The organism is Streptomyces sp. 1114.5 (genome assembly GCF_003635085.1).
In the GTDB taxonomy this organism is placed as follows: Bacteria; Actinomycetota; Actinomycetes; order Streptomycetales; family Streptomycetaceae; genus Kitasatospora.
Genome location: NZ_RBXE01000003.1, coordinates 601,461 through 625,870 on the forward strand (window position 1 = coordinate 601,461; position 24,410 = coordinate 625,870).

The 24,410-nt window shown below is 73.0% G+C and carries 20 protein-coding genes; 9 read left to right on the plus strand and 11 right to left on the minus strand.

The genetic code is table 11. From position 1 onward, the window contains the following. Nucleotides 1-33: 33 nt before the first annotated feature. The 3 genes from BX285_RS34160 to BX285_RS34170 all read right to left on the minus strand — a co-directional run bounded on the left by BX285_RS34160 (nucleotide 34) and on the right by BX285_RS34170 (nucleotide 3,886). A complete protein-coding gene (locus BX285_RS34160; RefSeq protein ID WP_097241021.1) occupies nucleotides 34-1,074 on the minus strand; it encodes an ABC transporter permease in 1,041 nt (346 codons plus the stop codon). Beyond that, nucleotides 1,071-2,618 (minus strand): sugar ABC transporter ATP-binding protein, encoded by a 1,548-nt coding sequence (locus BX285_RS34165; protein ID WP_257033225.1) that lies wholly within the window; start codon nucleotides 2,616-2,618, stop codon nucleotides 1,071-1,073. Before BX285_RS34165 ends, BX285_RS34160 begins: the two co-directional genes overlap by 4 nt. A 185-nt stretch (nucleotides 2,619-2,803) precedes the next feature. Beyond that, the gene (locus tag BX285_RS34170; protein ID WP_220784020.1) at nucleotides 2,804-3,886 is read right to left on the minus strand and encodes a substrate-binding domain-containing protein; all 1,083 of its coding nucleotides are present in this window, start codon (nucleotides 3,884-3,886) and stop codon (nucleotides 2,804-2,806) included. A 332-nt stretch (nucleotides 3,887-4,218) separates the two neighbouring features. Between BX285_RS34170 and BX285_RS34180 the strand changes: the two genes are divergently transcribed. Continuing rightward, complete coding sequence (locus BX285_RS34180; protein WP_121179433.1) at nucleotides 4,219-6,648, plus strand: ricin-type beta-trefoil lectin domain protein; 2,430 nt, start codon at nucleotides 4,219-4,221, stop codon at nucleotides 6,646-6,648. 286 nt (nucleotides 6,649-6,934) lie between these two features. Here BX285_RS34180 and BX285_RS34185 read toward each other — a convergent pair whose 3' ends face one another. Beyond that, complete coding sequence (locus BX285_RS34185) at nucleotides 6,935-7,408, minus strand: ArsI/CadI family heavy metal resistance metalloenzyme (protein ID WP_121179434.1); 474 nt, start codon at nucleotides 7,406-7,408, stop codon at nucleotides 6,935-6,937. Between the two features lie 95 nt (nucleotides 7,409-7,503). Between BX285_RS34185 and BX285_RS34190 the strand changes: the two genes are divergently transcribed. The 4 genes from BX285_RS34190 to BX285_RS34205 are packed head-to-tail and all read left to right on the plus strand — an operon-like array spanning nucleotide 7,504 to nucleotide 9,558. After that, entirely contained in the window at nucleotides 7,504-7,872 is a 369-nt protein-coding gene (locus BX285_RS34190) for a helix-turn-helix transcriptional regulator (protein ID WP_097241018.1), read from the plus strand. Further along, nucleotides 7,869-8,612: an aquaporin gene (locus tag BX285_RS34195; RefSeq protein WP_121179435.1), complete on the plus strand. Its 744-nt coding sequence runs from the start codon at nucleotides 7,869-7,871 to the stop codon at nucleotides 8,610-8,612. Before BX285_RS34190 ends, BX285_RS34195 begins: the two co-directional genes overlap by 4 nt. A gap of 17 nt (nucleotides 8,613-8,629) precedes the next feature. Beyond that, a complete protein-coding gene (locus BX285_RS34200) occupies nucleotides 8,630-9,055 on the plus strand; it encodes an arsenate reductase ArsC (RefSeq protein ID WP_121179436.1) in 426 nt (141 codons plus the stop codon). After that, a complete protein-coding gene (locus BX285_RS34205) occupies nucleotides 9,052-9,558 on the plus strand; it encodes a GNAT family N-acetyltransferase (RefSeq protein WP_121179437.1) in 507 nt (168 codons plus the stop codon). Before BX285_RS34200 ends, BX285_RS34205 begins: the two co-directional genes overlap by 4 nt. A gap of 22 nt (nucleotides 9,559-9,580) precedes the next feature. Here BX285_RS34205 and BX285_RS34210 read toward each other — a convergent pair whose 3' ends face one another. Both BX285_RS34210 and BX285_RS34215 read right to left on the minus strand, forming a co-directional pair. After that, nucleotides 9,581-10,423, minus strand: coding sequence for an NAD(P)-dependent oxidoreductase (locus BX285_RS34210; protein WP_183107333.1), 843 nt, complete (start codon nucleotides 10,421-10,423; stop codon nucleotides 9,581-9,583). 157 nt (nucleotides 10,424-10,580) lie between these two features. Further along, on the minus strand, nucleotides 10,581-12,926 hold the full coding sequence (locus BX285_RS34215) for a glycoside hydrolase domain-containing protein (protein WP_147465285.1): 2,346 nt from the start codon (nucleotides 12,924-12,926) through the stop codon (nucleotides 10,581-10,583). A 513-nt stretch (nucleotides 12,927-13,439) separates the two neighbouring features. Between BX285_RS34215 and BX285_RS34220 the strand changes: the two genes are divergently transcribed. Next, nucleotides 13,440-14,708, plus strand: a complete 1,269-nt coding sequence (locus BX285_RS34220; protein ID WP_121179440.1) for a Cmx/CmrA family chloramphenicol efflux MFS transporter — start codon at nucleotides 13,440-13,442, stop codon at nucleotides 14,706-14,708. Here BX285_RS34220 and BX285_RS34225 read toward each other — a convergent pair. After that, nucleotides 14,640-15,863 carry an MFS transporter gene (locus BX285_RS34225; RefSeq protein ID WP_121179441.1) on the minus strand — a complete coding sequence of 408 codons (1,224 nt, stop codon included), beginning with the start codon at nucleotides 15,861-15,863 and terminating at the stop codon, nucleotides 14,640-14,642. The two genes, BX285_RS34220 and BX285_RS34225, sit on opposite strands and share 69 nt — an antisense overlap. Before the next feature lie 348 nt (nucleotides 15,864-16,211). Next, a complete protein-coding gene (locus BX285_RS34230) occupies nucleotides 16,212-17,705 on the minus strand; it encodes a cytosine permease (protein ID WP_121179442.1) in 1,494 nt (497 codons plus the stop codon). A 334-nt stretch (nucleotides 17,706-18,039) separates the two neighbouring features. Between BX285_RS34230 and BX285_RS34235 the strand changes: the two genes are divergently transcribed. Together BX285_RS34235 and BX285_RS34240 are read left to right on the plus strand one after the other, a co-directional pair. Beyond that, nucleotides 18,040-18,558 (plus strand): rhodanese-like domain-containing protein, encoded by a 519-nt coding sequence (locus BX285_RS34235; RefSeq protein WP_121179443.1) that lies wholly within the window; start codon nucleotides 18,040-18,042, stop codon nucleotides 18,556-18,558. Continuing rightward, nucleotides 18,552-19,169: a GNAT family N-acetyltransferase gene (locus BX285_RS34240; RefSeq protein WP_121179444.1), complete on the plus strand. Its 618-nt coding sequence runs from the start codon at nucleotides 18,552-18,554 to the stop codon at nucleotides 19,167-19,169. Before BX285_RS34235 ends, BX285_RS34240 begins: the two co-directional genes overlap by 7 nt. Here BX285_RS34240 and BX285_RS34245 read toward each other — a convergent pair. Next, complete coding sequence (locus BX285_RS34245; protein ID WP_121179445.1) at nucleotides 19,058-22,516, minus strand: NB-ARC domain-containing protein; 3,459 nt, start codon at nucleotides 22,514-22,516, stop codon at nucleotides 19,058-19,060. The two genes, BX285_RS34240 and BX285_RS34245, sit on opposite strands and share 112 nt — an antisense overlap. Nucleotides 22,517-22,705: 189 nt before the next feature. Here BX285_RS34245 and BX285_RS34250 point away from each other — a divergent pair, with 189 nt between their 5' ends. Further along, nucleotides 22,706-23,206: a hypothetical protein gene (locus BX285_RS34250; protein WP_121179446.1), complete on the plus strand. Its 501-nt coding sequence runs from the start codon at nucleotides 22,706-22,708 to the stop codon at nucleotides 23,204-23,206. 178 nt (nucleotides 23,207-23,384) lie between these two features. On the opposite strand, the gene BX285_RS34255 is transcribed toward BX285_RS34250, so the two are convergent. Continuing rightward, nucleotides 23,385-23,750 (minus strand): hypothetical protein, encoded by a 366-nt coding sequence (locus BX285_RS34255; protein WP_097241006.1) that lies wholly within the window; start codon nucleotides 23,748-23,750, stop codon nucleotides 23,385-23,387. A 218-nt stretch (nucleotides 23,751-23,968) separates the two neighbouring features. After that, complete coding sequence (locus BX285_RS34260; RefSeq protein WP_097241005.1) at nucleotides 23,969-24,340, minus strand: carboxymuconolactone decarboxylase family protein; 372 nt, start codon at nucleotides 24,338-24,340, stop codon at nucleotides 23,969-23,971. Nucleotides 24,341-24,410: the final 70 nt, after the last annotated feature.

The following is a 24,410-nucleotide window of genomic DNA, read 5'->3' on the forward strand; positions in this document are numbered from 1 at the left end:
ATCCCAGGGCCCCGCCGTACGGCGGTCTGCGGGTCAGGCGGGGAGGCCGACCGCCCGCTCGCGGTTGCGGCGCTGCTGGATGACGACGGCGGCGACCAGCAGGGTGCCCTGGGCGACGTTCTGCCAGAAGGCGTTGATGCCCTGGACGGTGAGGCCGTTCTGCAGCGCGCCGAGGAGCGCGACGGCGAGCAGCGTGCCGCCGATGCTGCCCTTGCCGCCCTTGAGGGCGCAGCCGCCGAGGGCCGCGGCGGTGATGGACTGGAGCTCCAGGCCTTCGCTGCCGGAGACCGGCTGGCCGGAGCCGGTGCGGGCGGTGAGCAGGACGCCGGCGAGGGCGGCGACGGTGCCGGAGAGGGCGTAGGCGGCGATCAGGTACTTGTTGAGGTTGATGCCGGCCAGGCGGGCGGCGGTGTCGTTGCCGCCGATGGCGTAGATGTTGCGGCCGATGTCGGTGTAGGTGAGCAGGGCGTGCACGGCGGCGGCGGTGAGGATCAGCAGCCAGACCATGGTGGGCAGGCCGGCGATCTTGCCGCGGCTGAGGAAGACGAAGACCGGGTCGTTGAGGACGTAGCCCTGGGCGCGGCCGTCGGAGACGAGTTGGGCCACGCCCTTGTAGGCGGCCAGTCCGGCGAGGGTGGCGATGGTCGGGTTGACCCGGCCGTGGATGATGACGACGCCGTTGAACAGGCCGATGCCGGCGCCGATGGCGAGTGCGGCGCCGATGCCGAGGTAGGGGTCGGCGCCGGTGGAGGTGAAGACCATGGCGCTGGTGACGGAGGCGAGCCCGGCCTGGGAGCCGACCGAGATGTCGAGGCCGCCGCAGATGATCACGACGGTCTGGACGACGGCCAGCAGGCCGGAGATGGTGGCGGCCTCGGCGATGACCTGGACGTTGTCCCAGCCGACGAAGTTGGGGTTGAGCGTGCCGAAGAGGGCGACGACGGCGACGAGGGCGCAGATCAGGCTGAGGTTCTGCCCGCCGATCGCGGCGAGCAGGGCGCGCGGGCCACCGGGCCGGACGGGCAGGGCTCCGCCGTCCGGTAGCGGGGCGGTCGGGGGAGTGGCGGTGGTCATCGGGTCTCTCCGGTCCGGGCGGGGGCGGTCTTCGCGAGGTGGGTGGCGGCAGCGCCAGCGGGGCTGGGGGCGGCGAGATCGTCGGCCATGGCGAGGGCGAGGACGGCCTCCTCCGTCGCCTCGTCGCGGGTGAGTTCGCCGGTGGTGCGGCCGTTCTGCATGACCACGATCCGGTCGGCGAGGCCGAGGACTTCGGGCAGTTCGGAGGAGACGACCAGGACGGCGGTGCCCTCGCGGGCGAGGTCGGCGATGATCTGGTAGATCTCGGCCTTGGCGCCGATGTCGACGCCGCGGGTGGGTTCGTCGAGGATCAGCAGCTCGGGCCGGCGGGCGAGCCAGCGGGCGAGGACGACCTTCTGCTGGTTGCCGCCGGAGAGGGTGCGGACCTCCGCCTCGATGGAGGGGGCGCGCACCCGTAGCCGGTCGGCGTACTCCTGGACGAGGGCCTTCTCCTGGCGGCGCCTGACGAACCGTCGGCGGCTGAGCCGGCGCAGGCTGACCAGCGAGGTGTTGTCGCGGATGGTGCGCTGCAGGAACAGTGCCTGGGCCTTGCGTTCCTCGGGGGCGAGGCCGATGCCGGCGGCGATGGCGGCGCGGGGGTCCGTCAGCCGGAGGACCCGGCCGTTGAGCGTGACGGTGCCGGAGCGGATCGGGGTGTCGCCGGCGAGGGCGAGGGCGAGTTCGGAGCGTCCGGCGCCGATCAGGCCGGCCAGGGCGACGACCTCGCCGGCTCGGACCTGCAGGCTGATGTCGCGCACGTCGTCGGTGGTGAGGCCCTGCACGTCCAGGACGACCCGGTCGGTGGCGACCTGCCGGCGGACGAAGAGCGTGGACAGGTCGCGGCCGACCATGAGCCGTACGAGCTCGCTCTCGTCGGTGGCGCCGGCCTGGACCACCCCGGCGACCCGGCCGTCGCGCAGCACGGCGATGCGGTCGGCGAGCCGGAAGATCTCCTTCATCCGGTGGGAGACGTAGACGACCGCGATGCCCTCGTCGCGCAGCCGCCCGATCAGGGCGAACAGGGCCTCGACCTCGTGCTCGGAGAGCGAGGAGGTGGGCTCGTCGAAGGCGATCGCGCGGGCCGGGACGGTGCCGGTCAGGGCCCGCATGATCTCGACCAACTGGCGCTGGGCGGCAGTGAGTTCGGAGCCGAGCAGGTCGGGGTCGAGGACCTTGTCGAAGCCGAGGCGCGCCAGGTCGGCGGTGATCCGGCGGCGCAGTTCGGCGCGGTCCAGGCGGCGGCCGGCCCGGCGGGGCAGCGAGCCGGCGTAGACGTTCTCGGCGACCGGGACGTGCGGGATGATCTCCGGTTCCTGCGGGATGATCCGGATCCCGGCGCGGCGGGCGTCCTGCGGGGAGTGCAGGTCGAGGGGGCGGCCGTCGAGCAGGACGCGTCCGCCGGTGGGGCGGTGGTCGCCGGTGAGGATGCGCAGCAGGGTGGACTTGCCGGCACCGTTCTCGCCCATCAGGGCGGTGACCTGGCCGGGCGGGAAGGTGAGCGTGACGTCCGTGAGGGCCTGGACGGTGCCGAAGCGCTTGGACACGCCTTCGGCGCTCAGGCCTGCGGAGCCCTCCGAGGTTGGGAGGGGCGGGGGTTGGGACGGGATCAGGGGTTCAGGTTCAGGTGGGGTCATCGGGGCCTCGTTGGCAGTCAGGGTGCGGACGGTCTTCATGCAGCGTCAGCTGCGGGGCCGGTCGGCTGCAGCACAGGGCCGGCTGCAGGCCGCGGTCAGCTGCAGGACACGCCCGCGGACTGCCAGGTGGCGGCGTCGACCATCGTGGTCGGGGCGAAGGCCTCCTTCGGGAAGTCCTTGCCGTTCTTGAGCTTGTCGTACATGGTCTGCACCGACAGGGCGCCGACGTCCTTGCCGTTGATGAACAGGGCGGCCTTCATGCCGGAGGGCTTGCCGGACGCCCAGTCCTTGCACGCCAGGTAGGCGCCCAGACCGACGCCGTCGATGTCGTCGGGGCTGATCCCGGCGTTCTGCAGGGCGGTGACGGCGCCCTGCACGTTCTCGTCGTTGCAGCCCCAGGCCACCCAGTGCTTGACGCCGGGGTTGGCGGTGACGGTCGCGGCGACCTTGTCCTGCGCGCCGGTGGGGGTGTTGTCGGTCGCCACGTCGATGACCTGCACGCCCGGTACGGCCTGGTCGAAGGCCTCCTTGGCGGCCTTCACGCGGTCCCCGCAGACGGTGACGTCCTGCTTCCAGGCGGAGACGATCCGGGTGTCGGCGGCGTTCCAGCCGGCCTTCTTGAACTCCTCGGCGGCGCGCTTGCCGACCTCGCCGCCCATCTGCTGACCGGAGAAGCCGATCCGGGGCACCAGGTCGGTGGCCGCGCACTGCGCCGGGGCCGGTCCGCTCGCGCAGACCTGGTCGTCGGAGGTGAGCAGTGCGGCCTTCGCGTCCCGGGCCGTCCGGACCACCTGCGGGCCGACCGCCGGGTCCGGCACCACGATGATCAGGCCGTTGCTCTTCTGCGCGATCGCGGCCTGCACCTCGCCGACGGTCTTGTTCGCGTCGTTGCCGAGGTTGACCACCTTCAGGTCGGCGCCCAGTTCGGCTGCCTTGGCCTTGGCGCCCGCGGCCTCGTCCACGAAGTACTGCTGGTCACCCTGCTTCTGCAGGTAGGTGATCGAGACCTTGCCGGAGACCGGCGCGACCGGGGCGTCGGCGCTGTTGGAGGACGTCTGCCCGGTGGAGCAGGCGGTCAGGGCGACGGAGGTGACCAGGCCCAGGGCGGCGATCGAGGCGCGGCGGGGGAGGCGGGTGCGGCGGTGGCGGGCGCAGGGGGCGAGGCGGGAGAGGTGCACGGTAGGACTCCTGAGGGTGGAGGATTGACCGGCTGGAAGCAACAGAATCGATCAGAAAGCACCGCGATCAAACGCGGTGGATCACAAGAAAGCCCCCGATCCGGAGGCGGGTCAACCTCGCGCGTCACGCCAAGTGGCTATTGAGACCGTCTCGTTATGCCACCGCAGGGAACGTGGGCGAATGCGTTGTCTTTCGTCCGAAGTTGTTGATTGTTGTTGAAGATTGGGGCTAGTCTCCTCCCCGGCGTGACGACATGCACCCGTCAGTTACCCCGCCCCGGCCGAGGAACACCCTCCCCCCACCCCACCCCACCTCCCCACCCGGAGACCCCATGGGCCGTCAACTCCTCCCATCCATCAGGCGCACCGCCCTGAGCGCCGCACTCGCCCTCACGGGCGCGCTGGGCGGTCTGGCCGCACCACCCGCGGCCCAGGCCGCCCCACCCGCGGCCGCCGCCGTCCAGACCTCCGTCACCCTCGACGGCACCAAGCCGGGCCTCACCTTCGACGGCGTCGGTGCGATCTCCGGCGGCGGCGGCAACTCCCGCCTGCTGGCGGACTACCCCGAGCCCCAGCGCAGCCAGTTGCTCGACTACCTGTTCAAGCCCGGCTACGGCGCCTCACTGCAGGTGCTGAAACTGGAGATCGGCGGCGACACCAACTCCACCGACGGCGCGGAGCCGAGCATCGAGCACACCCGCGGCACCGTCGACTGCGACCAGGGCTACGAGTGGTGGCTGGCCGAGCAGGCCAAGGCCCGCAACCCCGCCATCAGGTTCTACGGCCTGTCCTGGGGCGCCCCCGGCTGGATCGGCAACACCGGCAACGGCGGCCACTTCTGGTCCCAGGACACCGTCGACTACCTGATGGACTGGATGGGCTGCGCCGACCGCCACCACCTCGACATCTCCTACCTCGGCGGCTGGAACGAGCGCGGCTTCGACAAGGCCTGGTACGAGAACCTCAAGAGCACCCTCGTCGCCCGCGGACACGGCGCCACCAAGGTCGTCGCCGCCGACGACACCTGGAGCGTGGCCGACGCCATGGCCACCGACCCGGCGTTCCGCAACGCCGTCGACATCGTCGGCGTCCACTACCCCTGCGGGTACCTGGGCTCCTACACCAACTGCCCCAGCACCCCCACCGCCCAGGCGCTCGGCAAACCGCTGTGGGCCAGCGAGAACGGCTCCGAGGACGCCGACGGCGGTGCCCCGGCCGTGGCCCGCGGCATCAACCGCGGCTACCTCGACGGGAAGATGACCTCGTTCCTCAACTGGCCGGTCATCGCCGCGCTCTACCCCGACCTCTTCTTCTCCACCGACGGCATGTCGATCGCCAACCAGCCCTGGTCCGGCCACTACGGCATCGGCCGGACGACCTGGGTCACCGCGCACACCACCCAGTTCGCCAAGCCCGGCTGGCGCTACATCGACGCGGCGAGCGGCTACCTCGGCGGCGCCCGCGCCAACGGCAGCTACGTCACGCTGCAGAGCACGACCTCGACCACGACCGGCCGCGACTACAGCACCGTCCTCGAAACCGTGGACGCCACCGCCGCCCAGACCGCGAACTTCACCGTCACCGGCGGCCTGTCCACCGGCAAGGTCCACGTCTGGTCCACCGACCTGCGCTCCGCGAACCCGGCCGACTGGTTCGTCCGGCAGCAGGACGTCACCCCGGCGAACGGCCGCTACGCCCTCACCCTCCAGCCCGGCCGGGTCTACACCGTGACCACCACCACCGGCCAGGGCAAGGGCACCGCCACCCCGCCGGCCGCCGCCCCGATGACGCTCCCCTACGCGGACAGCTTCGAGACCCCGGCCGCCACCACCTCGCCGAAGTACTTCACCGACATGAACGGGGCCTTCCGGACCGTCCCCTGCGGCGGCGGCCGCACCGGCACCTGCCTGCGCCAGATGGCCCCGACCACGCCGATCCGCTGGACCGACGAGCGCTACAACGCCCCGTACACCATGGCGGGCGACGGCAGTTGGTCCAACTACACCGTCACCGCCGACGTCCTCTTCGAGCAGTCGAGCACGGTCGAACTCCTCGGCCGGGTCAACCAGCAGGGCCGCAACAACAACGGCCTGAACGCGTACCACCTGCGGGTCGGCGACACCGGCGCCTGGTCCATCGACAAGAGCGACACCAGCTGGAACTTCACCACCCTGGCGAGCGGCACCACCACCGCGCCGGGCACCGGCAGCTGGCACACCGTCCGGTTCACCCTGGAGGGCCAGACCCTCACCGCGAGCATCGACGGCACCACCGTGGGCAGCGCGAACGACGCGAGCTACACCAACGGGCGGGCCGGCCTCGGCGTCACCGGCTACCAGACCGACCAGTTCGACGACTTCGCCCTCACCCCCGGCACCCCCACCACCCACACCGGCCCGGTCGCCTCGGCCCTGCCCGGCACCTGCGCCCGCCCCGCCGCCGACACCAGCGGCGCCGCCGTCCAGCTCTGGGCCTGCGACGGCAGCCCCGGGCAGGTGTGGACCTGGTCCAACGGCACCCTCACCCACAACGGCAAGTGCCTCGACGTGACCGGCCAGGCCACGGTCAACGGTTCCCCGGTCGAACTGTGGGACTGCAACGGCGGCACCAACCAGCAGTGGACGCCCCAACCGGACGGCACCCTCAAGGGCGCCCAGTCCGGCCGCTGCCTCGACGACCCCGCCGCCGCCACCGCCGACGGCACCCCGCTGGAGATCTGGGACTGCAACGCCGGCGCCAACCAGCGCTGGACCCTCCCGTAACGGCCACCACGGCAGGCCCGGCCGGTCCCGCGCGCCCCGACGCGCGGGCCCGGCCGCCTAGGGCCTGTCCGGCGGATCTTGCCGGGCGCACGACGCCGGATCATCCCGCCTGGACGCACGCCCGAATCGTCCAAGTACACCCAGTACGAGGGCGATTCGGGCGCACGCCCAGACGGGCGCGAAGTGGGGGTACCTCCCGGCCGAAGGCTGGGGGAGCCGCGCGCTGATCCGACAAGATCCGCCGGACAGGCCCTAAGTGCGTACGGTTCGCTGCCGCGATCCCCGTTCAGCTGCCGCAGGCGCAGCCGGCCGTCGCAGCGGCGGCTTCGGAGGTCTGCGCGCCACTGCGGCAGCAGGCGTCGCCCCCGGCGGCGGCGCTCCTGCCGAGCCGGTCGGCATCGGCCTTGACGACATAGACCTCCCAGGGCTCCTTGCCGGGGCCGTGCACCCAGACCTTGTCCTGGAGGGCATAGCAGCAGCTGGTGTCGTTCTCCTCGAAGGTGGCGAGGCCGGTGTCCTTGAGGCGGGTGGTTGCGGCGGCGACCTGCCCGGTGGACTCGACCTCGACGCCGAGGTGGTCCAGGCGGGTGTCCTCGCCCGGCTCGCCCTCGATGAGGACGAGCTTGAGCGGCGGCTCGGCGATGGCGAAGTTCGCGTAGCCGGGTCGGCGCTTGGCCGGCTCGGTGCCGAACAGCTTGGAGTAGAAGGCGATCGAGCCTTCGAGGTCGGCGACACGCAGGGCGAGCTGCACGCGGGACATGGCGGTCTCCCCGATCCGGATCCTTGCTCCTTGATTCGACAGTTGTCGATATGGCCGACCTTGCCACCGGATTAGATGGCTGTCAACATAGACGTATGTCGAATCTGGAACTGCCGGTGCTCGACCAGGACGCCGCGGCCGCCTGCTGCTCGCCGATGGTCCGCGAGCCGCTCGGCGAAGAGGCGGCCGTCGACCTTGCGAGGATGTTCAAGGCCCTGTCGGACCCGGTGCGGCTGCGGCTGCTGTCGCTGATCGCCTCGCACGAGGGCGGCGAGGCCTGCGTCTGCGACCTGACCGGCCCCTTCGACGTCTCCCAGCCCACCATCTCCCACCACCTGAAGGTGCTGCGCGAGGCCGGCCTGGTCGCCTCCGAGCGGCGCGGGACCTGGGTCTACTACTGGGTGCTGCCCGCAGCCCTGGCCCGTCTGTCCTCCCTGCTGCAGACCCCGGAGGGCGCGAGATGAGCCTGCCCGCCCCGCTGGGCCGCCGCGCGGCCGTCGAGTTCGTCGGGACCGGCGCGCTGGTCGCCACCGCGGTCGGCTCCGGCATCCAGGCCACCAAGCTCTCCCAGGACATCGGCGTCCAACTGCTGGCCAACTCACTCGCGACCGTGTTCGGCCTCGGCACGCTGATCCTGCTGCTCGGCCCGGTCTCCGGCGCCCACTTCAACCCGGTCGTCACCCTGGCTGCCTGGTGGACCGGCCGCCGCGACGGGGACGGGCCTGCGCTGCGGGAGATCGTGGCCTACGTCCCGGCCCAGGTCGCCGGTGCGATCGGCGGAGCCGTGCTGGCGGACGCGATGTTCGCCGAACCGCTCGCCCACTGGTCGACGCATGACCGCTGGGCGCCGCACCTGTGGCTGGGCGAGGTCGTCGCGACCGCCGGCCTGATCCTGCTGGTGCTCGGCCTGGCCCGGGCCGGCCGCGCGCACTTCGCCCCGGCCGCGGTCGCCTCCTACATCGGCGCCGCCTACTGGTTCACTTCCTCGACCAGCTTCGCCAACCCGGCGGTGACCGTCGGGCGGGCCTTCACCGACACCTTCGCCGGCATCGCCCCCGCCTCCGTGCTGCCGTTCATCGCGGCCCAACTCGTCGGCCTGGTCGTCGGCCTGGCGCTGGTCGCCGTCCTGTTCGGCCGCCCGACCCCCGCCGCCGACGACGTCGTACCCCCGCAGGCCGCCCACCTGGCCGCCGCCGACCGCTGAACCCGAAGGACCTTTCCGTGAGCACTCCCGCCGTCCCGTCCGTGCTGTTCGTCTGCGTGCACAACGCCGGCCGCTCCCAGATGGCCGCCGCCTTCCTCACCCGCCTCGGCGGTGACCGGGTCGAGGTCCGCTCCGCCGGGTCCGCCCCTGCCGAGACCGTGAACCCCGCCGTGGTCGAGGCCATGGCCGAGGTCGGCATCGACCTCTCCGCCGAGACCCCGAAGGTCCTCACCGTCGAAGCCGTCCGGGCCTCCGACGTGGTGATCACCATGGGCTGCGGCGACGCCTGCCCGTTCTTCCCCGGCAAGCAATACCTGGACTGGAAGCTGGACGACCCGGCCGGCCAGGGCGTCGACGCCGTCCGCCCGATCCGCGACGAGATCGAGACCCGCATCCGCGGCCTGCTCGCCGACCTCGGCATCCAGCCCGAGGCCCGGGCATGACCGCCGACGGGCCGGTCCGGATCGGCCGCATGCGGCCCGAACACGCCGAGCAGGTCCTGGCCGTCTACCAGCTCGGCATCGACAGCGGCGACGCGACCTTCGAGACCACCGCGCCCAGCTGGGAGGCGTTCGACGCCGCCCGGCTGCCCGACCACCGCCCGGTCGCCCTCGACCGGGCGGGCCGCGTGCTCGGCTGGGCCGCGGTCGCGCCGGTCTCGACCCGCCGCGCCTACGCCGGCGTCGTCGAACACTCCGTCTACGTCCACCCCGACGCCCGCGGCCGAGGCGTCGGCGCGGCCCTCCTGGACGCCCTGATCACCTCCACGGAGGCGGCCGGCATCTGGACCATCCAGTCCGGGATCTTCCCCGAGAACACCGCCAGCCTCGCCCTCCACGACCGCGCCGGCTTCCGCCGCATCGGCACCCGCGAACGCATCGCCCGCCACCACGGCCGCTGGCGCGACGTCATCCTGGTCGAACGCCGCAGCCCGACCGTGCTCTGACCACCGGGCCCCGTCTTGTGGGTCAGCTCTTCGGGACGAGGGTGTTCTCGCTGGTACGGCCGGCGGCGAAGTCGTCGACGTTGCGGGCGGTGGCGTCGATGATCTGGCCGACGGCGGTGCGGGTGAAGTAGGCCTGGTGGCTGGTGACCAGGACCTGGGGGAAGGTGACGAGGCGGGCGAGGGTGTCGTCGGTGATGCCGTGGATCGATCGGTCGGTGAAGAAGACGCCGGTCTCCTCCTCGTAGACGTCCAGTCCAACCCCTGACAGCCGGCCGGCGCGCAGGGTCTCGACCAGGGCGACGCTGTCCACGAGGCCGCCGCGGCTGGAGTTGACGAGGATCGCGTCGTCCTTCATCCGGGCCAGCGCGGCCGCGTCGATCAGGTGGTGGGTGGCCGGCACCAGCGGCACGTGCAGGCTCACCAGGTCGGCGCGGGTCAGGAGTTCGGGCAGGTCGGTGTAGGTCATGCCGAGGGCGAGGCAGGCGGGGTCGGGGGAGATGTCCCAGCCGAGGAGTTCGGTGCCGAAGCCGGCCGCGATGCGGGCGAAGCATTCGCCGATCTTGCCGGTGCCGATCACGCCGACCGTCATCCCGTGGACGTCCCGGCCGAGCAGGCCGTCGAGGCGGAAGTCGAACTCGCGGGTGCCGCCGGCGGCGAGGACGGCGAGGGTCTCGGCGTCGAGGACGGCGTTGACGCTGCTGCTGCTGACGGCGGGGTAGCCGGCGGCCAGTGGGGCGGTGTCGCGGTCGAGGAACACGGCCAGGGTGCGTAGTGAGTGTCGGCCGGCGAACGCCTGTTCCAGGAGCGGCTGTTCGTCTGTTTGGACGCCGTAGGCGAGAATCTCGACCCCCGTCACGCTACCCAAGGCGTTGCCGAACTGTGGGGTATGGCTCGCGAGGGCGGGCCGGCCAGGGCGTCGGGACGGACGGCAGATGAGCGAACCACGGGTCTGTGCCTCGGCTCCCGGTCGGGGAGCCGAGGCACAGACCGTCCCGCCTGACGTGCGGCGGGGCGTACCCGGGTCAGCTGCGGGTGGCCAGGAGCTGGGTCGAGCCGTCCGGGAGGCCGGCGATGGCGGCGCGCTGGGCCGGGAAGACGCTCGCGCCGTACGGGCCCTGGACGGCGGCGAAGCCGGACCAGTTGCCGCTGGTGAAGCGGGCCTCGTGGTAGACGTTGCCGTCACCGCCGACCACCGCGACCTGGGTCGAGCCGTCCGGCAGGCCGGCGATGCCGACCGTCCGCGCGGCCATGGTGGGCGTGCCGACACCCGGGAGCGGGGCGAAGCCGGACCAGTTGCCGCTGGTGAAGCGGGCCTCGTGGTAGACGTTGCCGTCGTTGCCGATCGCCAGCACCTGCGAGGATCCGTCCGGCAGGCCCGTGATGGCCACCCGCCCGGCGGCCATGCGCGCGGTGTTCACCCCGGGGAGCGGGGCGAAGCCGGACCAGTTGCCGTCCGTGAAGCGGGCCTCGTGGTAGACGTTGCCGTCGTTGCCGATCGCCAGCACCTGGGAGGACCCGTCGGGCAGGCCGGCGATGGCGACGTCCCCGGCGGCCATGCGTGGGGTGCCGACCCCGGGGAGCGGCGCGAAGCCGGACCAGGTGCCGTCGGCGAACCGCGCCTGGTGGTAGACGTTGCCGTCGTTGCCGATCGCCACCACCTGGGAGGAGCCGTCCGGCAGGCCGGCGATGGCGGCCCGGCGGGCGGCCATGGTGGGCGTGCCGACCCCCGGCAGCGCGGCGAAGCCGGACCAGCTGCCGTTCGCGGCGCGGACACCGTGGTAGAGCAGACCGTCCAGACCGATGCCCAGCTCCTGCGAGGAGCCGTCCGGCAGCCCGGCGATCGCGGCCTCCGAGCCGCGGAACACACCCGACCCGCCCGTCAGCGGCGTGAAGCCGGGCCAGTTGCCCGCGCTCTGGCGCACGCCGAGGAAGAACCCGGAGGACTGGGACGGCGGGGCGCTGGTGAGCTGGATGTCGAGGTAGTCCTGGTCGATCCCGATCGCGTAGCCGCCCCAGCTCTCCGGGTCCTGCGGCGAGGCGTACTGGTGGGCGCGCTGGTGGTTGGACCAGTAACTGGCCGGTATGGCGGGGTCGTTGGTGTCCTCCCGGCCGTTCCAGTTGGCGCTGAAGACGGCGTCGGGCATGGTGTAGGCGCTGTTGCCGGCGTTGGCGGCCAGGTCCTTCATGCCGGAGGAGGAACTGCTGTACACACCGGAGTTGTAGCCCCAGGCGTGCAGCTCGTTGGTCCAGGCGGTGAGGAAGCCGAGCACCGAGCCCGAGTACTGCGGGACGTAGGCCTCCATGTCGTAGTAGAGGATCGAACCGGGGCCGAAGCCGAGCGCCTGCGCCTGGCTCACCGCGTCGTCGGCCGCGTTGGCGCCCTCGGTGGTGGGGGCGGCGATGCTCGGGGCCTGCACACCGACGTACAGCGGCATGAAGGCCCAGCCGCCCGCCTGCCGCTGCTGGACCCAGGAGGCCGTCAGGTTCGGTTGGGCGCAGGCCCGCTTGGCACCGCCGATGTAGATGCCGACGGCCCGGTACGGGGAGGAGCTCAGCCAGGCGTTCATCGCGGCGGCGGAGGGCGCGGTGCAGGCGTCGAAGCCCTTGCCGGTGTAGTTCGTCGCCGACGCGGGCACGGCAGCCGGCGCCATGGCCGGTGCGGACTCAGCGGGTGCGGATGCGGCGGGTGCGGACGCCGTGGCGGACTTCGGTGCCACGGGCGTCGTCCGGGGCCCGCCGGGCGCGGGCGCCGGCGTCGGCTGGCGCGTCGGCTCGGGGGTGAGCCCGGCGCCGGTGATGATCCGCAGCACGAGCGGCTGGTCCGTGTCGTACGTCCCGGTCACCGCGACGACACCGTCGCTCGCCCGGATCGTGTGCGCGACGCCGTTGGAGCCCCCCGGATCCGGTACGGCCGACGCCGCGGGCTCGACCAGCAGCGCCTCCGTACGGCCCACCAACCGCGGCGGGCAGACCTGCTGTTCACCCGGGCGCCCGAGGTACACCGCGTGCCGGTCGAACCGGACACACGCCTGCGGATCCACGCCCAGATCCACCACCGGCCAGGCCGCGGGCACCCGGAAGGTACGGCCCTGGTACGTCACCGCCTTGGTCTCCGAACTCGCGGAAGGCGTGGCGGTCGTGGCGGGCGCGGCGGTCGTGACGGGCGCTGACGGCGTGGTGGTCGTGGCAGGCGTGGTGGTCGTGGCGGGCGCTGACGGCGTGGTGGTGGTGGCAGGCGTGGCGGTCGCAGAAGGCGTGGAAGGCACGGCGGTCGCTGAAGGGACGGGCGCGGCCGCGGCGGAGCCGACGGCGGGCACCGCCAGGAACACGGCCGCCGTGACGGCCACCGCGCTCCGGAGTGCTGTCATACGGGACTTCACCCAGTTCTCTCCTGACATGGCGAAAGGCCGCGCGCCGAGTAGCCGGCCGTGCGGCGTCGGCGGCCACGATATCCACGCCCGCGACCCCGACCGACAACGGCCCGCCATCCCACTCCGGCGATCCGTCAACTACCACGACGGTTCCGGACATCCCCGACGCCCCGAGCCCGCCCCGAGCCCGTCCCGAGCCCGCCCCGAGCCATCCCGAGCCCGGACGCCGGGCCGGCCCGGAAAAGCAGGTGCCCGGGCGGATGCGGGTCGGGTAGTGTGCGGAGCATGTCGAGTCCGGAATCGGACAGGGTGGGGGCTTTCGGTCACGCCGTCAGCCCCCTGAGCCGCTGAGTCCACAGTCCTGTTGCCGTCCCGCCGCGTTCCGCGGCCGGGCGGGTTCGCCCTCGGGCGCTGACTGCCGGGCGCCGACCGCCGGGTGCTGACCGCGGTGACGAGATGACCGCCTCGTGCTTCTCCTCACCTCGGAACCCCGGAACCCGGAGCCACTCGATGCCTCTCCCGCTGTACCTGCTCGCCCTGGCGGTCTTCGCCATGGGCACCTCGGAGTTCATGCTGGCCGGCCTGCTGCCGGACCTCGCCCCGGACCTCGGCGTCACCGTCGCGACCGCAGGTCTGCTCACCCCGGCCTTCGCGATCGGCATGGTCGTCGGTGCCCCGCTGGTGGCGGCGCTCGCCCGGTACTGGCCCGCCCGGTCGAGCCTGCTCGGATTCGTCCTCGTGTTCGCCACCGCCCATGCCGTGGGCGCCGTCACCCCGAACTTCCCGGTGCTGTGCGCGACCCGGGTGGTCGCGGCGCTCGCGAACGCCGGCTTCCTCGCCGTCGCCCTGACGGCCGCCGGCACGCTGGTCCCCGCCGATCGGAAGGGACGGGCGCTCGCCGTGCTGCTCTCGGGCACCACGATGGCCACCATCGTCGGCGTGCCTGCAGGAGCGGTGCTGGGCACGGCGCTCGGCTGGCGGGCCGCGTTCTGGGCCGTCGCCGCCCTCTGCCTGCCCGCGGCCGTCGGCGTCCTCACCGGACTCCCGGCGGCCCCGGCGGGCGCACGGCGGAACGTGCCTGACGGGCGGCCGCCCCTGCGGGCGGAGTTGGCGCACCTCAGGCGCCCGCGGCTGCTCCTGGTGATGCTGCTCGGCGCGCTGGTGAACGCGGCCACCTTCGCCAGCTTCACCTTCCTCGCCCCCGTCGTCACCGGCACCGCCGGGCTGGGCGAGGCGTGGGTCCCCGTCGTCCTGGTGCTCTTCGGCGCCGGGTCCTTCGTCGGCGTCACCGCCGCCGGACGGCTGTCCGACCGGCGCCCCGGCCTGGTCCTCGCAGCCGGCGGCCCGCTGCTGTTCCTCGGCTGGCCGGCCCTGGCCGTGTTCGCCGACCGGCCGCTCGCGCTGCTCCTCCTGGTGTTCGTCCAGGGCGCGCTGTCCTTCGCGCTGGGCGGCACGCTGATCTCGCGGGTCCTGTACGAGGCGGCCCCGGCCGTCACCATGGCCGGCTCCTACGCGACGGCGGCGTTCAACCTCGGCGCCGTCGCCGGCCCCCTCATCGCCGCGACCACCCTCGGAACCGGAACCGGAACCGGCACCGGCACCGGGTCCGGGGACCTCGGGCCGCTGTGGGTCGGCGCGCTGCTCGTCGCGGTCGCGCTCCTGGCCGCACTCCCCGCACGCGGTGTGCTGACGGCCGTCCCCGGTGAGCGCTCAGCCCGTACGGGCCGCGGGGTCGCGCCGGCGGTACCGCCGCTCGGTCGCGGTGCAGATGGCGAGTAGCAGCGCCGCGGCAGCCGCCCCCGTCGTGACGGCGAACGGCGCGCCCGGGCCCGCGTGATCGGCGGCCCAGCCGGCCAGGAAGGTGCTCGCCGACTGGGCCAGGATCAGCGCGCTGACCAGTGCGGCCATCGCCTCGCCGAGCCGGGCGGCGGGCACGGTGCGCTCGACCAGACCGAACATCGTGATGAACTGCGGTGCGACGGCGACGCCGAGGCAGCCGATGGCCGCGGTCAGTGCCAGGAGACTGCCGCCCGCGGGCAGCAGCAGGCAGGACGCGGCGAAGAGCAGCGCCGCGCTCGCCCTCAGCCGGGGCGCCAGACCCAGGCGGGCGGGCAGTGAGGCGGTGACCAGGCCCGCGAGGGAACTGGTGCACCCCAGGAAGCCGTACACCAGCCCGGCGGCCCCCGGCCGGCCCAGCGCCTCGGTGGTCGCCGTGATGCCGACCTGGACGGATCCGAAGCAGGCGCCCAGCAGCGCCATCCCGGCCAGGACCAGGACGTACGGCGTGCTCAACAGCCGTTCCGCGGACCGGGCGTGGGGCAGGGACGACGCGGGGACGCCCGGTGCGGCGGTGGGGTGCAGGGCGAACAGGCTGGCGCAGACCCCGGACAGCACGGCCGCGGTGAGCAGCCCGACGGCGGGGGAGGCAGCGGAGGCGAGCAGGCCGACCAGGGCCGGTCCGGCGGTGAAGCCGACCTCGTCGACGATCCCGTCCAGGGTCAGCAGGGCCGAGGTCAACTCCGGTTCCCCACAGGCCAGTCGGGCCCAGCGGCTGCGCGAGAGCGGGCCGACCAGCGGGACCGACAGACCGGTCAGCGCTGCCGGCGCGATCTGCCAGCCGAGCGCGAGCCCGCGCTCGGAGGCGAGGACCAGCGCGACCAGGGCCACCGCGTTGGCGAGGGCGGCGGCCAGCCCCGTCGTCCGCTGTCCGCGCCGGTCGGCGAGCCGGCCGACGATCGGACCGCCGACCGCCTGCCCGGCCGCCAGCGCCCCCGCGACCAGCGAACCCGACCACACGGTGCCGGTGTTCCGGCTGACCAGCAGCAGCGTGCCGATCGGGCTCATCGCGTTCGGCAGCCGGCCCAGCAGCGACCAGAGCAGCACCCGGCCGCCCGTCAGCTGCCTCGCCAGGCGGAAGTTCACGGCCACGGACACGACGACGCCCCTCAGCGGAGCCGGCCCGGGCGCCCGCCTCCCGCAGCCGACCCGACCAGGAGACAGCCACCTGCGGGTGCCCCCCGACGGTAGGGGCGGGGGCGGGCCACCGGTAATCGTCCGATCCTCCGGTGTGCCTGCCTCGGGTGACCGGCCCACTCGGAGGAGTGGCCAACCACGGCTGCCCGTGGGCGTGCTGGGCCCGCCGAGTGCCGACGTCACCACCGTCGGTCGGCCTGGTCCCGGACATGGGGCCGCCCCGGTCGCCGGCTCGGGTTGAGTGGGCGACCGGGGCGGTCCGGAGCGTGTCGGCGCGCGTCGAAGCGCGTCGGGGTTCGCGTCGCGCGATCAGACGGTGACGGTGGCTCGCTCGGTCTGCTCGGCCTCAGGGCCGGCCGTCTGCTCGGCCTCCGCGCCGGCGGGGGTGTTCTCCCGGGGCGTCGGGAGCACGGCCATGATCACGCCGGAGATCACGATGGTCGCCGCCCAGGCGAGCCCGTACCTGCCGACGGGAGTGTCGGAGAGCGGGCCGGCGAACCAGTCGCACTTGGTGAAGGCGATCCCGGCCAGCAGCGCGAGCACCCAGGACACCATCGCCTGCCAGCAGAAGCCGCCCACGTACCAGTACCGGCTGTTCCGGCTGGTGTCCATCAGCGCGGCGGCGTCGTAGCGCACCGCACGCGAGCGGCGCCGGAACATGTCCACCGCGTAGACGCCGATCCAGGCCGAGAAGGAGACCGCGAGCAGGATCAGGAAGGTGATGAAGGAGCCCAGGAAGCTCTTCGCGACCAGCATCAGCAGCAGGCCGCCGACCAGCGAGATCACCGCGTTGATGCTGACGGCCAGGGCGCGCGGCAGCTTGACGCCCATGGTCTGCGCGGTGAAGCCGGCCGAGTACATGGAGAGGCTGTTGATCAGCAGCATGCCGACGATCGCGGTCAGCAGGTAGGGCACGGCCAGCCAGGTCGGCAGCAGGTCACCGAGGAAGGAGACCGGGTCCGCGGCGTCCGCGAGGCCGGGGGAGGCCACCGCCATCACGGCGCCCATGAGCACCATCGGCACCATCACCAGGCCGGCGCCGGAGACCGTCACGCCGACGATCTTCCGGCCGGAGGCGGCGTGCGGCAGGTAGCGGGCGAAGTCCGGGCCGGTGGGGACCCAGCTGATGCCGCCGGCGGCGATGGTCCCGACGCCGGCGATCATCATCGCGGTGGTGCCCGCCGGCTTGGAGAAGACCTCGCTCCAGTTCATGGTCGCGATCAGGTAGCCCAGCACCAGGATGCTGAAGATCCCGAAGAGGTACGTCGACCAGGTGTTGCAGACGTTCAGCGCCTTGCGGCCCATGCCGGAGACCAGGAAGGTGCAGGCGACGAAGGCGAAGAGCGTGATCACGATCAGCGCGGTGTTGCTCTTGATGCCGAAGAGCAGGTCGAGCACGGTCAGCACCGCGTAGGCGCCGGTGACGGCGTTGATCGTCTCCCAGCCGAACCGGGCGATCCACAGGATCGCGCCGGGGAAGAGGTTCCCGCGCACCCCGAAGGTGGCCCGGGAGAGCGTCGCGCCCGGGGCCCCGCCCCACTTGCCGGAGACCGACAGCACGCCGACCAGCCCGAACGAGATGATCGCGGCGCACGCGGCGACGACCAGGACCTGCCAGAAGTTCAAGTGGTTGAACACCACCAGGGCGGCGCCCATGGTGAGCAGCAGGACGCTGATGTTCGCCGCGACCCAGGTCGGGAAGAGCTCGCGGACTCTGCCCCCGCGCTCGTGGTCGGGGACGGGTTCGATACCGCGGGTCTCTATCGCGCCGGCGTCGGTGTCGGCGGTGGACGGGTTGTCCATGAGGGTGGCTCCGTGCGTGTGAAGCGGGAGATGAATCGGGCAAATGAAACATTTATGGAACTCTTCGCGCGTAGCGCGGGAGTTGAGTCATCCTACTTTGTCTCTTTCGCCTCTCTGATCACTCCGGGGTCGGAAGGTGCTGGACGGGCGGGGGCAGACGTGGGACGGACGCCGCACGGCCGCCACGACTGGCGGGATCTTGGCGACTTACGGCGCTCACGCCACTCGTCGGGCGGGCCCGGGGATCAGAGGATGGAGCCGTCGCCGACCGGGGGAACCCGGCGCGGCCGCCCACCGGAACCCCGTCCCGACCAGCAGGAACACGAGGTACCCCATGTCCGCCACCGTCACCGCCCCCGCCGCCGCCACCGTCACCGCCCCCGCCGCCGCGACCACCGGCGCCGTTCTCGGCGTGCCCGCCGCCGCTCCGGCCGAGGCCGCGGCGCACTTCGCCGCCCGTCTCGCCTTCGAGGCGGACGTCTCCGACGTCCACGCCGACCTCGCCTCCGGCGCACCCGGCATCGTGGTGGTCGACACCCGCAGCGAGGCTGCCTGGGACCAGGGCCACATCCCCGGTGCCCTCCACCTCCCCACCGCACGGATCGCCGACCTGGCACCGCAGCTGATCGACCCGGCCGTGACCGTGGTCACCTACTGCTGGGGCCCCGGCTGCAACGGCGCGACCCGCGCCGCCCTGGCCTTCGCCCGCCTCGGCTACCGGGTCAAGGAAATGCTCGGCGGCTTCGAGTACTGGGCGCGCGAGGGCTTCGCCTACGACTCCGCCACCGGCACCGAGCAGCGCCCCGTCGACGACCTGACCGCCCCGCGCTCGGGCATCTCCTGCGCATGCTGAAGGACCCCGCACAGCCGGACCGCGCGCAGCCGGACCCCGTACGGCCGGACGTCGTGATCCGTCCGGCCACCGCCGCCGACCTGCCCGCGATCGCCCGCCTGTGCGCCGCCCACGCCGCCTTCGAGCGCGCCGACCCGGTGCCCGCCGATCTCGCCGCCCGCCTGGAGCCCGTACTGTTCTCGGCCCGGCCGCGAGCCTGGTGCCTCGTCCTCGACCACGGAGACGAACTGATCGGCTACGCCACCTACTCCCGGGAGTTCTCCACCTGGCAGGCCGCCGACTACGTCCACCTGGACTGCCTCTTCGTCACCGAACCGCACCGCGGAGCAGGCTGGGGGCACGCCCTGCTCGGCGCCGTCCAGGACGCGGCGGCAGCCCTCGGCGCCGACCACCTCCAGTGGCAGACACCCGACTGGAACACCGACGCCATCCGCTTCTACCACCGCACCGGAGCCCGATCCCGCCCCAAGGTCAGGTTCTCGCTCCCCACCCGCAGCGTTCAAGGACGGCGCAACTCCAGCTGGACCAGGCCGTTGCTCGTCCCCGCGACAACGGTGCCCGGCGGGCCGGCGGCCAGGGCCCGGACGGGGGAGTCGAGGTCGATGTCGTAGAGCGGGGCCCACGGGAAGCCCAGGGCGTCGAGGGGCCAGATCCGTACGATCGTGTCGGCGGTCACGACGACGGGGGTGCCGTCCGGCAGGCCCATGCAGACCGCCTGGTGAACCCAGTCGGTGGCGACCGCCGTGGTGGCGACGATGCGGCAGGCCGCGAGGTCCCAGACCGCGACCGTCGGCGAGGTGGTGTCCTCGCTGCACGCGATCGCCACCACGCGTCCGTCGGGCAGACGGGTGCAGACGAGGGCGCTGACCTCGGCCGGGCTCGGCTGCTGCGTGCCGCGGCAGTTCATGCTCACGCCGACGCGCCGCCCGGTGAGCAGGTCCCGGACCCGGATGGTTCCGTCCGAGCTGCCGCTGACCACGACCGACCGTCCGTCCGTCAGCGTGGCGGTCGTGACCGCGGTGACCTCCGGGCGGTGCCGGCCGCGGTTCTTCCACCTGCTGCGCTCCCGGGAGCGCGTGCGCCACAGCCGTTCGCCGGTCGGCAGCCGCACCGCCTCGACGACGTTGTCCTCCCCGCCGACGACGGCCACCGCTGCGCCGTCCAGCTCGGCGGTGCAGGCCACCGTCCCGGCCGTACGGAGCTCGCGTAGCCCGCCGGCCGCCTGCCCGTCGGCCGGCCGCCAGACCCGCAGGGCGCTCGCCCCGCCTTCGTCCTCGTCCTCGTCCCCGTCTTCGGCGACGATGACGAGATCGCCGTGGTGGGCCAACACCCGGGAGGCGCCGGCCAGTTCGGCGACCACCTCACCGGAGTCGGCGTCCCAGACCCGCAGCACCCCGTCGGTGTGGCCGCTCACCGTGCGGCCCGCGGCCTGCAGCACGCTGGTGACGGCCGGCAGCACCGCCTCCTGCCGCGACCGGCCGTCGAAGGCCCGCGCCTCCCACAACCGCACGGTGTTCTCGTTGCCGCCGGTCACCAGGACCGAGCGCCCGTCGGGCAGTTCGGCCCAGGCGAGCGCGCGGACGGAGCTGTCGTGCGCGGCCAGCGGCCCCCCGCGGGGCTCGCCCGTGTCCGCGTCCCAGATGCGCACCGTGCCCCTGTCTCCACCGCTGATCAGCACGTCGGTGCCGGCCAGGCGGGTGCAGAGCAGAGCGGAGGTGTACGGGCCCTGGCCGGTGTCGAGCGGGCGCCAGGTCGCCGCCCCGGTCGAGGCGTCCCACCGCTGGACGGCGCCGGAGACCCCGGCGGTGAACAGACCGCTCGGCCCCCAGGCGAGCACCATGGTCCTGATCGGGTCGCCGGGAATCGTGGGCTCGATCGGTTCCCCGCTCTCCAGGTCCCACACCCGGACGGGGGACTCCGCGGCGGCCACGGCCACCGCCAGGTGCCCGTTCGCCAGGGTGCCGGCCGCGATGGTCCGGTGCCAGCCGTTGCCGTCGTCCGGGAGGACGATCCGTCGGTCGACCGTCCGACCGCTCTCCGCGTCCCAGGCGCGAACGGTGCCGTCCGGGCTCGCCACCACCACGACGGGGCGCCCGCCCCGGTCCGTGCAGTCGATGGCCGCGACGTGGCGGACCTCCTCCTGGCCCTCGAACGCCAGCTCCTCCCCGGACACCAGGTCCCAAACCCGCAAGCCCTCGATCCAGTCGTGCACGACGACGAGATGGCGCCCGTCCGGCAGCGCGACGCACCGGAAGGTGCGCAGGCGCCGCCCCGACCGGAGCAACGGGAGCACGACGCTCTCGTTGCTCACCAGGTCCACGACGCGAACGTCGCCGTCGAGACCGCCGCTGACGGCCCAGGTCCGGCCGTCCCGCAGGCGCGCGATCGTGACGTGGACGACGGCGCGCTCGTGCCGGGCGAGGATGGTGTGTTCCGTCCAGGGGTTCCAGCGCGCCCACGAACTGAGCCATGAGGCACACCCGCCCAGCGCGGTGGCCGCGTCGCCGAGAGCCGTGGCGCCGGCCTGCTGCGCGGCGAGCGCGAGATAGGCGGGCCGGTTGGCGGCGGGCGCATCACGCAGGTGGTGCGCGACCCGGCGGTAGACGCCGGCGGCGGCCCGCGCCTCGTCACTGCGGGCCGCGTCCAGGCAGGCCAGCAACTCCGGCTGGGCGGCGGCGAGCAGGAACCCCGCATCCAGCAGCAGGGGGTCGAGCAGTCCGGCCCCTGCGGCGTGGCCGGCCAGATGCCTACGGGTGTACGGAAGCGCCGCGGCCCAGTCCGCGGGTGGCTCGCACTGCCCGGGGGCCGCCTGCGCGCACAACGCGTGGAACATCGCGGCGTCGGCCTCGACGACCCCGCGCGGCCCGAGGGCCTGCCGCAGGTAGGCGCGCAGCACGTCGTGCAGCAGGACCGCACCGCCCGTGCCGGTGATCAGCGACAGGTCGGCGAGCTTCCTGACCAGGCGTCTGCTGCCCGCAGGATCCAGACCGCTCCCTGCCCACAGCAGACCGATGACCTCGCCGGGGACCGCCACGTCCTCGGGGAGGCACCCCAGCTGCAGGAAGCGCTGCCGACTCGGGCCGTCCAGTCGCCGCAGGCCGGCCTCGACGCTCGCCGCGACGGCCTGGTCCCTGCGGTCGGAGCTCTCCAGATCGAGGCTGTCGGGCCCGTCCTGGACGAGCTGGTCACCGATCAGCTCGGCGGCCTCGTCCGCCGTCCGCCCGTCCTCGATCTCGTGCCGGATGGCGCTGTTGGCCAGCGACAGCAGCAGCGGCCACCCGGCGGTGAGGCGCGCCAGCCGCTCGGTACGGGTCAGTTCGGGCACCCCGCTGGACAGCAGCGACCCGCTCTCCCCGGGGCTCATCCGGTCGACCTTGAGGACCTCGCAGGTCGCCGGGAGCGTGCCGCGCATCCGGCTGGTCACCACGCGCGCCAGGTTCGGGCCGACCGGGAACGGGTCGAGCCGGCTCGCCGACCAGAGGTCGTCGACGACGAGCAGGGTCGGCTCGCGCTCGCGCAGCAGCTCACCGAGCGCGTAGCCGGCCGTGGACGGGTCCGTCAGGGCCGGCCGCTGACCGCACAACAGCTCACTCAGATCGTTGATCTTGTCGGCGAGCACCGGATCCGGGACGTTCTCCCCCAAGGTCACCCACAGCACGCCGCCGGGAAACGCCGCCCGGACCCGGGAACAGGCCTGCGCGACCAGCGTCGTCTTGCCGAACCCACCGGGCCCGATCACCCCGACATCCACCCCACCGCCCCGCAGCAGCCCCGCCAACCGCCCGGAGAGCCCCGCCCGGTCAACGAGCCTGCGGGTCGGCTCCGGCGCCATCCACACGCTGCGCCGCGCATCCCGCCCGACACCGAACCCGGCACCGAGGTTGACGACGCCGGCCTGTACGGCGGGCCCGTGGTACGTCCCGCTCATCTCGTTGCGGGTCCAAGTCCCGTCACCCATCGGACCATTATCGCGGAGCACAGCCTGCCGAGCGTCCGCTGGGCACTCACCGCATGATCGAGGAGATCGCCCCACGCAGGCCCATGCGGACGTCCTCCGCGAGCTCTTCGACGGCACGACCGGCCGCTTCCCCGCCTGGCACACTGAAGCCTCCGCGCAGAAACCGAACCGAGGACCGGACGCCGCCCCATGCTGAACCCACTCGACGCTCCGGAAGCGGTGTCAGCCGCGGCAGAACTGCTGGAGGACTTGCTCGACGACGTCAACCATGTGTCGTCCATCTCCCTGTCTCCTGTGGTTCCGGTGGCTGGGACGGCACCCGGTCGTGACCGGATGAAAGGTCTTGCTCAAGCCGTGTACGACGCGGGGCGCAGCGGACACCAGGTCAGGACCTCGGTCGACCCGTTGGAGTCACCGCAAGCCTGGCGGGACATTCTCCGCCGAGAGGTGACCGACGGATTCATGCAGCCCGCCATCAGGTACGCGCGCCCCAACCCGCGTACGCCCGTTGAGCTCCGCAAGCCGGGCGAACTCGCCGCCGGCATCGCCGACCTCATCGAAGCGCATCTGGGGCCGGTCCGAAGCTGCGGCGACGTCACCGGCCCGGACACGGGCGACCTGTGGTGCCGCCGCCTGCTGTTGGTCACCGACGACTGGGCCGCCATCCTGCATTTCGGGTTCTCCGACTGAGCGATCACGTCCGCCCCCGTCAACCGGGACGTGCCGGCGCGGGCCGCGGACGGTGCAACTTGTCCGTGGCCCCACATCGACCTCTACCAACTGCACCGAGACGGCGGCCCTGCAACGCCCGTACACGCCCCGCCTGCCGACCGGATTCTGACCGGGGTTCCGCACCCCACACCGACGCTCAGGCGCCGGCCAGCCAGTCCTCCTCGATGCCGTCGAGAACGAACCCGTTCTCGAAGCGCACCCGGTACCTGATCCGGGCGCCGACTCCGCCGTCGTGACCCCCCTGCGCGACGACCTGCTGACGGAGGTTCTGGACCAGGCCGGCCGCGAAGCCCTGCAACTGCCCCGGGCGGACCTCCCTGTCGAAGGCCGCGACCCAGTTCGTGGCCGCGCCGCCGGCTTCCTGCGCCGAGCCCGAGACGATGCCCGCCAGGCCCGCGGCCAGCGACAGCGGACCGGGGAGGCCGGACCTGGCCGCCGTGTCATCCGCGGTGACCTGCACATCCCTGGTCAGCTTCACCTTCGCGCCGATCTCGTACGGCATGGGTGTACCCCCCTCGTTCGATCGTGGGCCGTGATCACGGCCAGCGTAGTCGGGATACCCACGACGAGAACGGGTGTCCGGAAAGATCGGCAGCACCACGGAGTGCCCAGCAGGGCACCCGCGTTGAGCCCCACACCCGCGTCGCACGCGGTCAGGCCCTGCGGATCCGGCAGGCCTTCGCACAGCGGCCGCAGAGCGTGAACACGCGACGGATCAGGTTACGCACGGTCGTCCTCCTCTGCGCGGCGCCGCCCGGCGTGCCGGTGCTCGGCGTCGAGCCGCAGCGCGAGCAGCCCGTGGGCCATCGCACCCCCGGCGCAGACCGCGGCCGCGACGAAGCCGATCTCGGCGATCTCCTCGCGGGTCGCCCCCGCGTCCGCCGCGCCGCGGGTGTGGGTGTCGATGCAGTACGAGCACTTCGTCGTCAACGCGACGGCCAGCGCGACCAGTTCACGCAGCTTGAGCGGGATCGTCCCGCCGTCGCGGAAGACCGTCTCGTGGAAGCGGACGAACGCGTCGAACTCGTCCGTGGCCAGGGCGCGCACCATCGGCACGGCACGCAGGTCGGAAGGTTGCTGGTAGGTGGTCATGGTTCGATCCAAGCCGCGCGGAGCAGGGCACGTCCAAGACCGTTTGAGGATGAGTGGGCATGTCCCGGCT

Excerpts from the sequence above, each read along its gene's own strand:
- BX285_RS34240 (WP_121179444.1), top strand. The coding sequence starts at position 18,552 with ATGCTGAAGGACCCCGCACAGCCGGACCGCGCGCAGCCGGACCCCGTA.
- BX285_RS34260 (WP_097241005.1), bottom strand. The coding sequence starts at position 24,340 with ATGACCACCTACCAGCAACCTTCCGACCTGCGTGCCGTGCCGATGGTG.
- BX285_RS34230 (WP_121179442.1), bottom strand. The coding sequence starts at position 17,705 with ATGGACAACCCGTCCACCGCCGACACCGACGCCGGCGCGATAGAGACC.
- BX285_RS34160 (WP_097241021.1), bottom strand. The coding sequence starts at position 1,074 with ATGACCACCGCCACTCCCCCGACCGCCCCGCTACCGGACGGCGGAGCC.
- BX285_RS34215 (WP_147465285.1), bottom strand. The coding sequence starts at position 12,926 with ATGACAGCACTCCGGAGCGCGGTGGCCGTCACGGCGGCCGTGTTCCTG.
- BX285_RS34245 (WP_121179445.1), bottom strand. The coding sequence starts at position 22,516 with ATGGGTGACGGGACTTGGACCCGCAACGAGATGAGCGGGACGTACCAC.
- BX285_RS34205 (WP_121179437.1), top strand. The coding sequence starts at position 9,052 with ATGACCGCCGACGGGCCGGTCCGGATCGGCCGCATGCGGCCCGAACAC.
- BX285_RS34195 (WP_121179435.1), top strand. The coding sequence starts at position 7,869 with ATGAGCCTGCCCGCCCCGCTGGGCCGCCGCGCGGCCGTCGAGTTCGTC.
- BX285_RS34235 (WP_121179443.1), top strand. The coding sequence starts at position 18,040 with ATGTCCGCCACCGTCACCGCCCCCGCCGCCGCCACCGTCACCGCCCCC.
- BX285_RS34220 (WP_121179440.1), top strand. The coding sequence starts at position 13,440 with ATGCCTCTCCCGCTGTACCTGCTCGCCCTGGCGGTCTTCGCCATGGGC.
- BX285_RS34250 (WP_121179446.1), top strand. The coding sequence starts at position 22,706 with ATGCTGAACCCACTCGACGCTCCGGAAGCGGTGTCAGCCGCGGCAGAA.
- BX285_RS34255 (WP_097241006.1), bottom strand. The coding sequence starts at position 23,750 with ATGCCGTACGAGATCGGCGCGAAGGTGAAGCTGACCAGGGATGTGCAG.
- BX285_RS34180 (WP_121179433.1), top strand. The coding sequence starts at position 4,219 with ATGGGCCGTCAACTCCTCCCATCCATCAGGCGCACCGCCCTGAGCGCC.
- BX285_RS34185 (WP_121179434.1), bottom strand. The coding sequence starts at position 7,408 with ATGTCCCGCGTGCAGCTCGCCCTGCGTGTCGCCGACCTCGAAGGCTCG.
- BX285_RS34190 (WP_097241018.1), top strand. The coding sequence starts at position 7,504 with ATGTCGAATCTGGAACTGCCGGTGCTCGACCAGGACGCCGCGGCCGCC.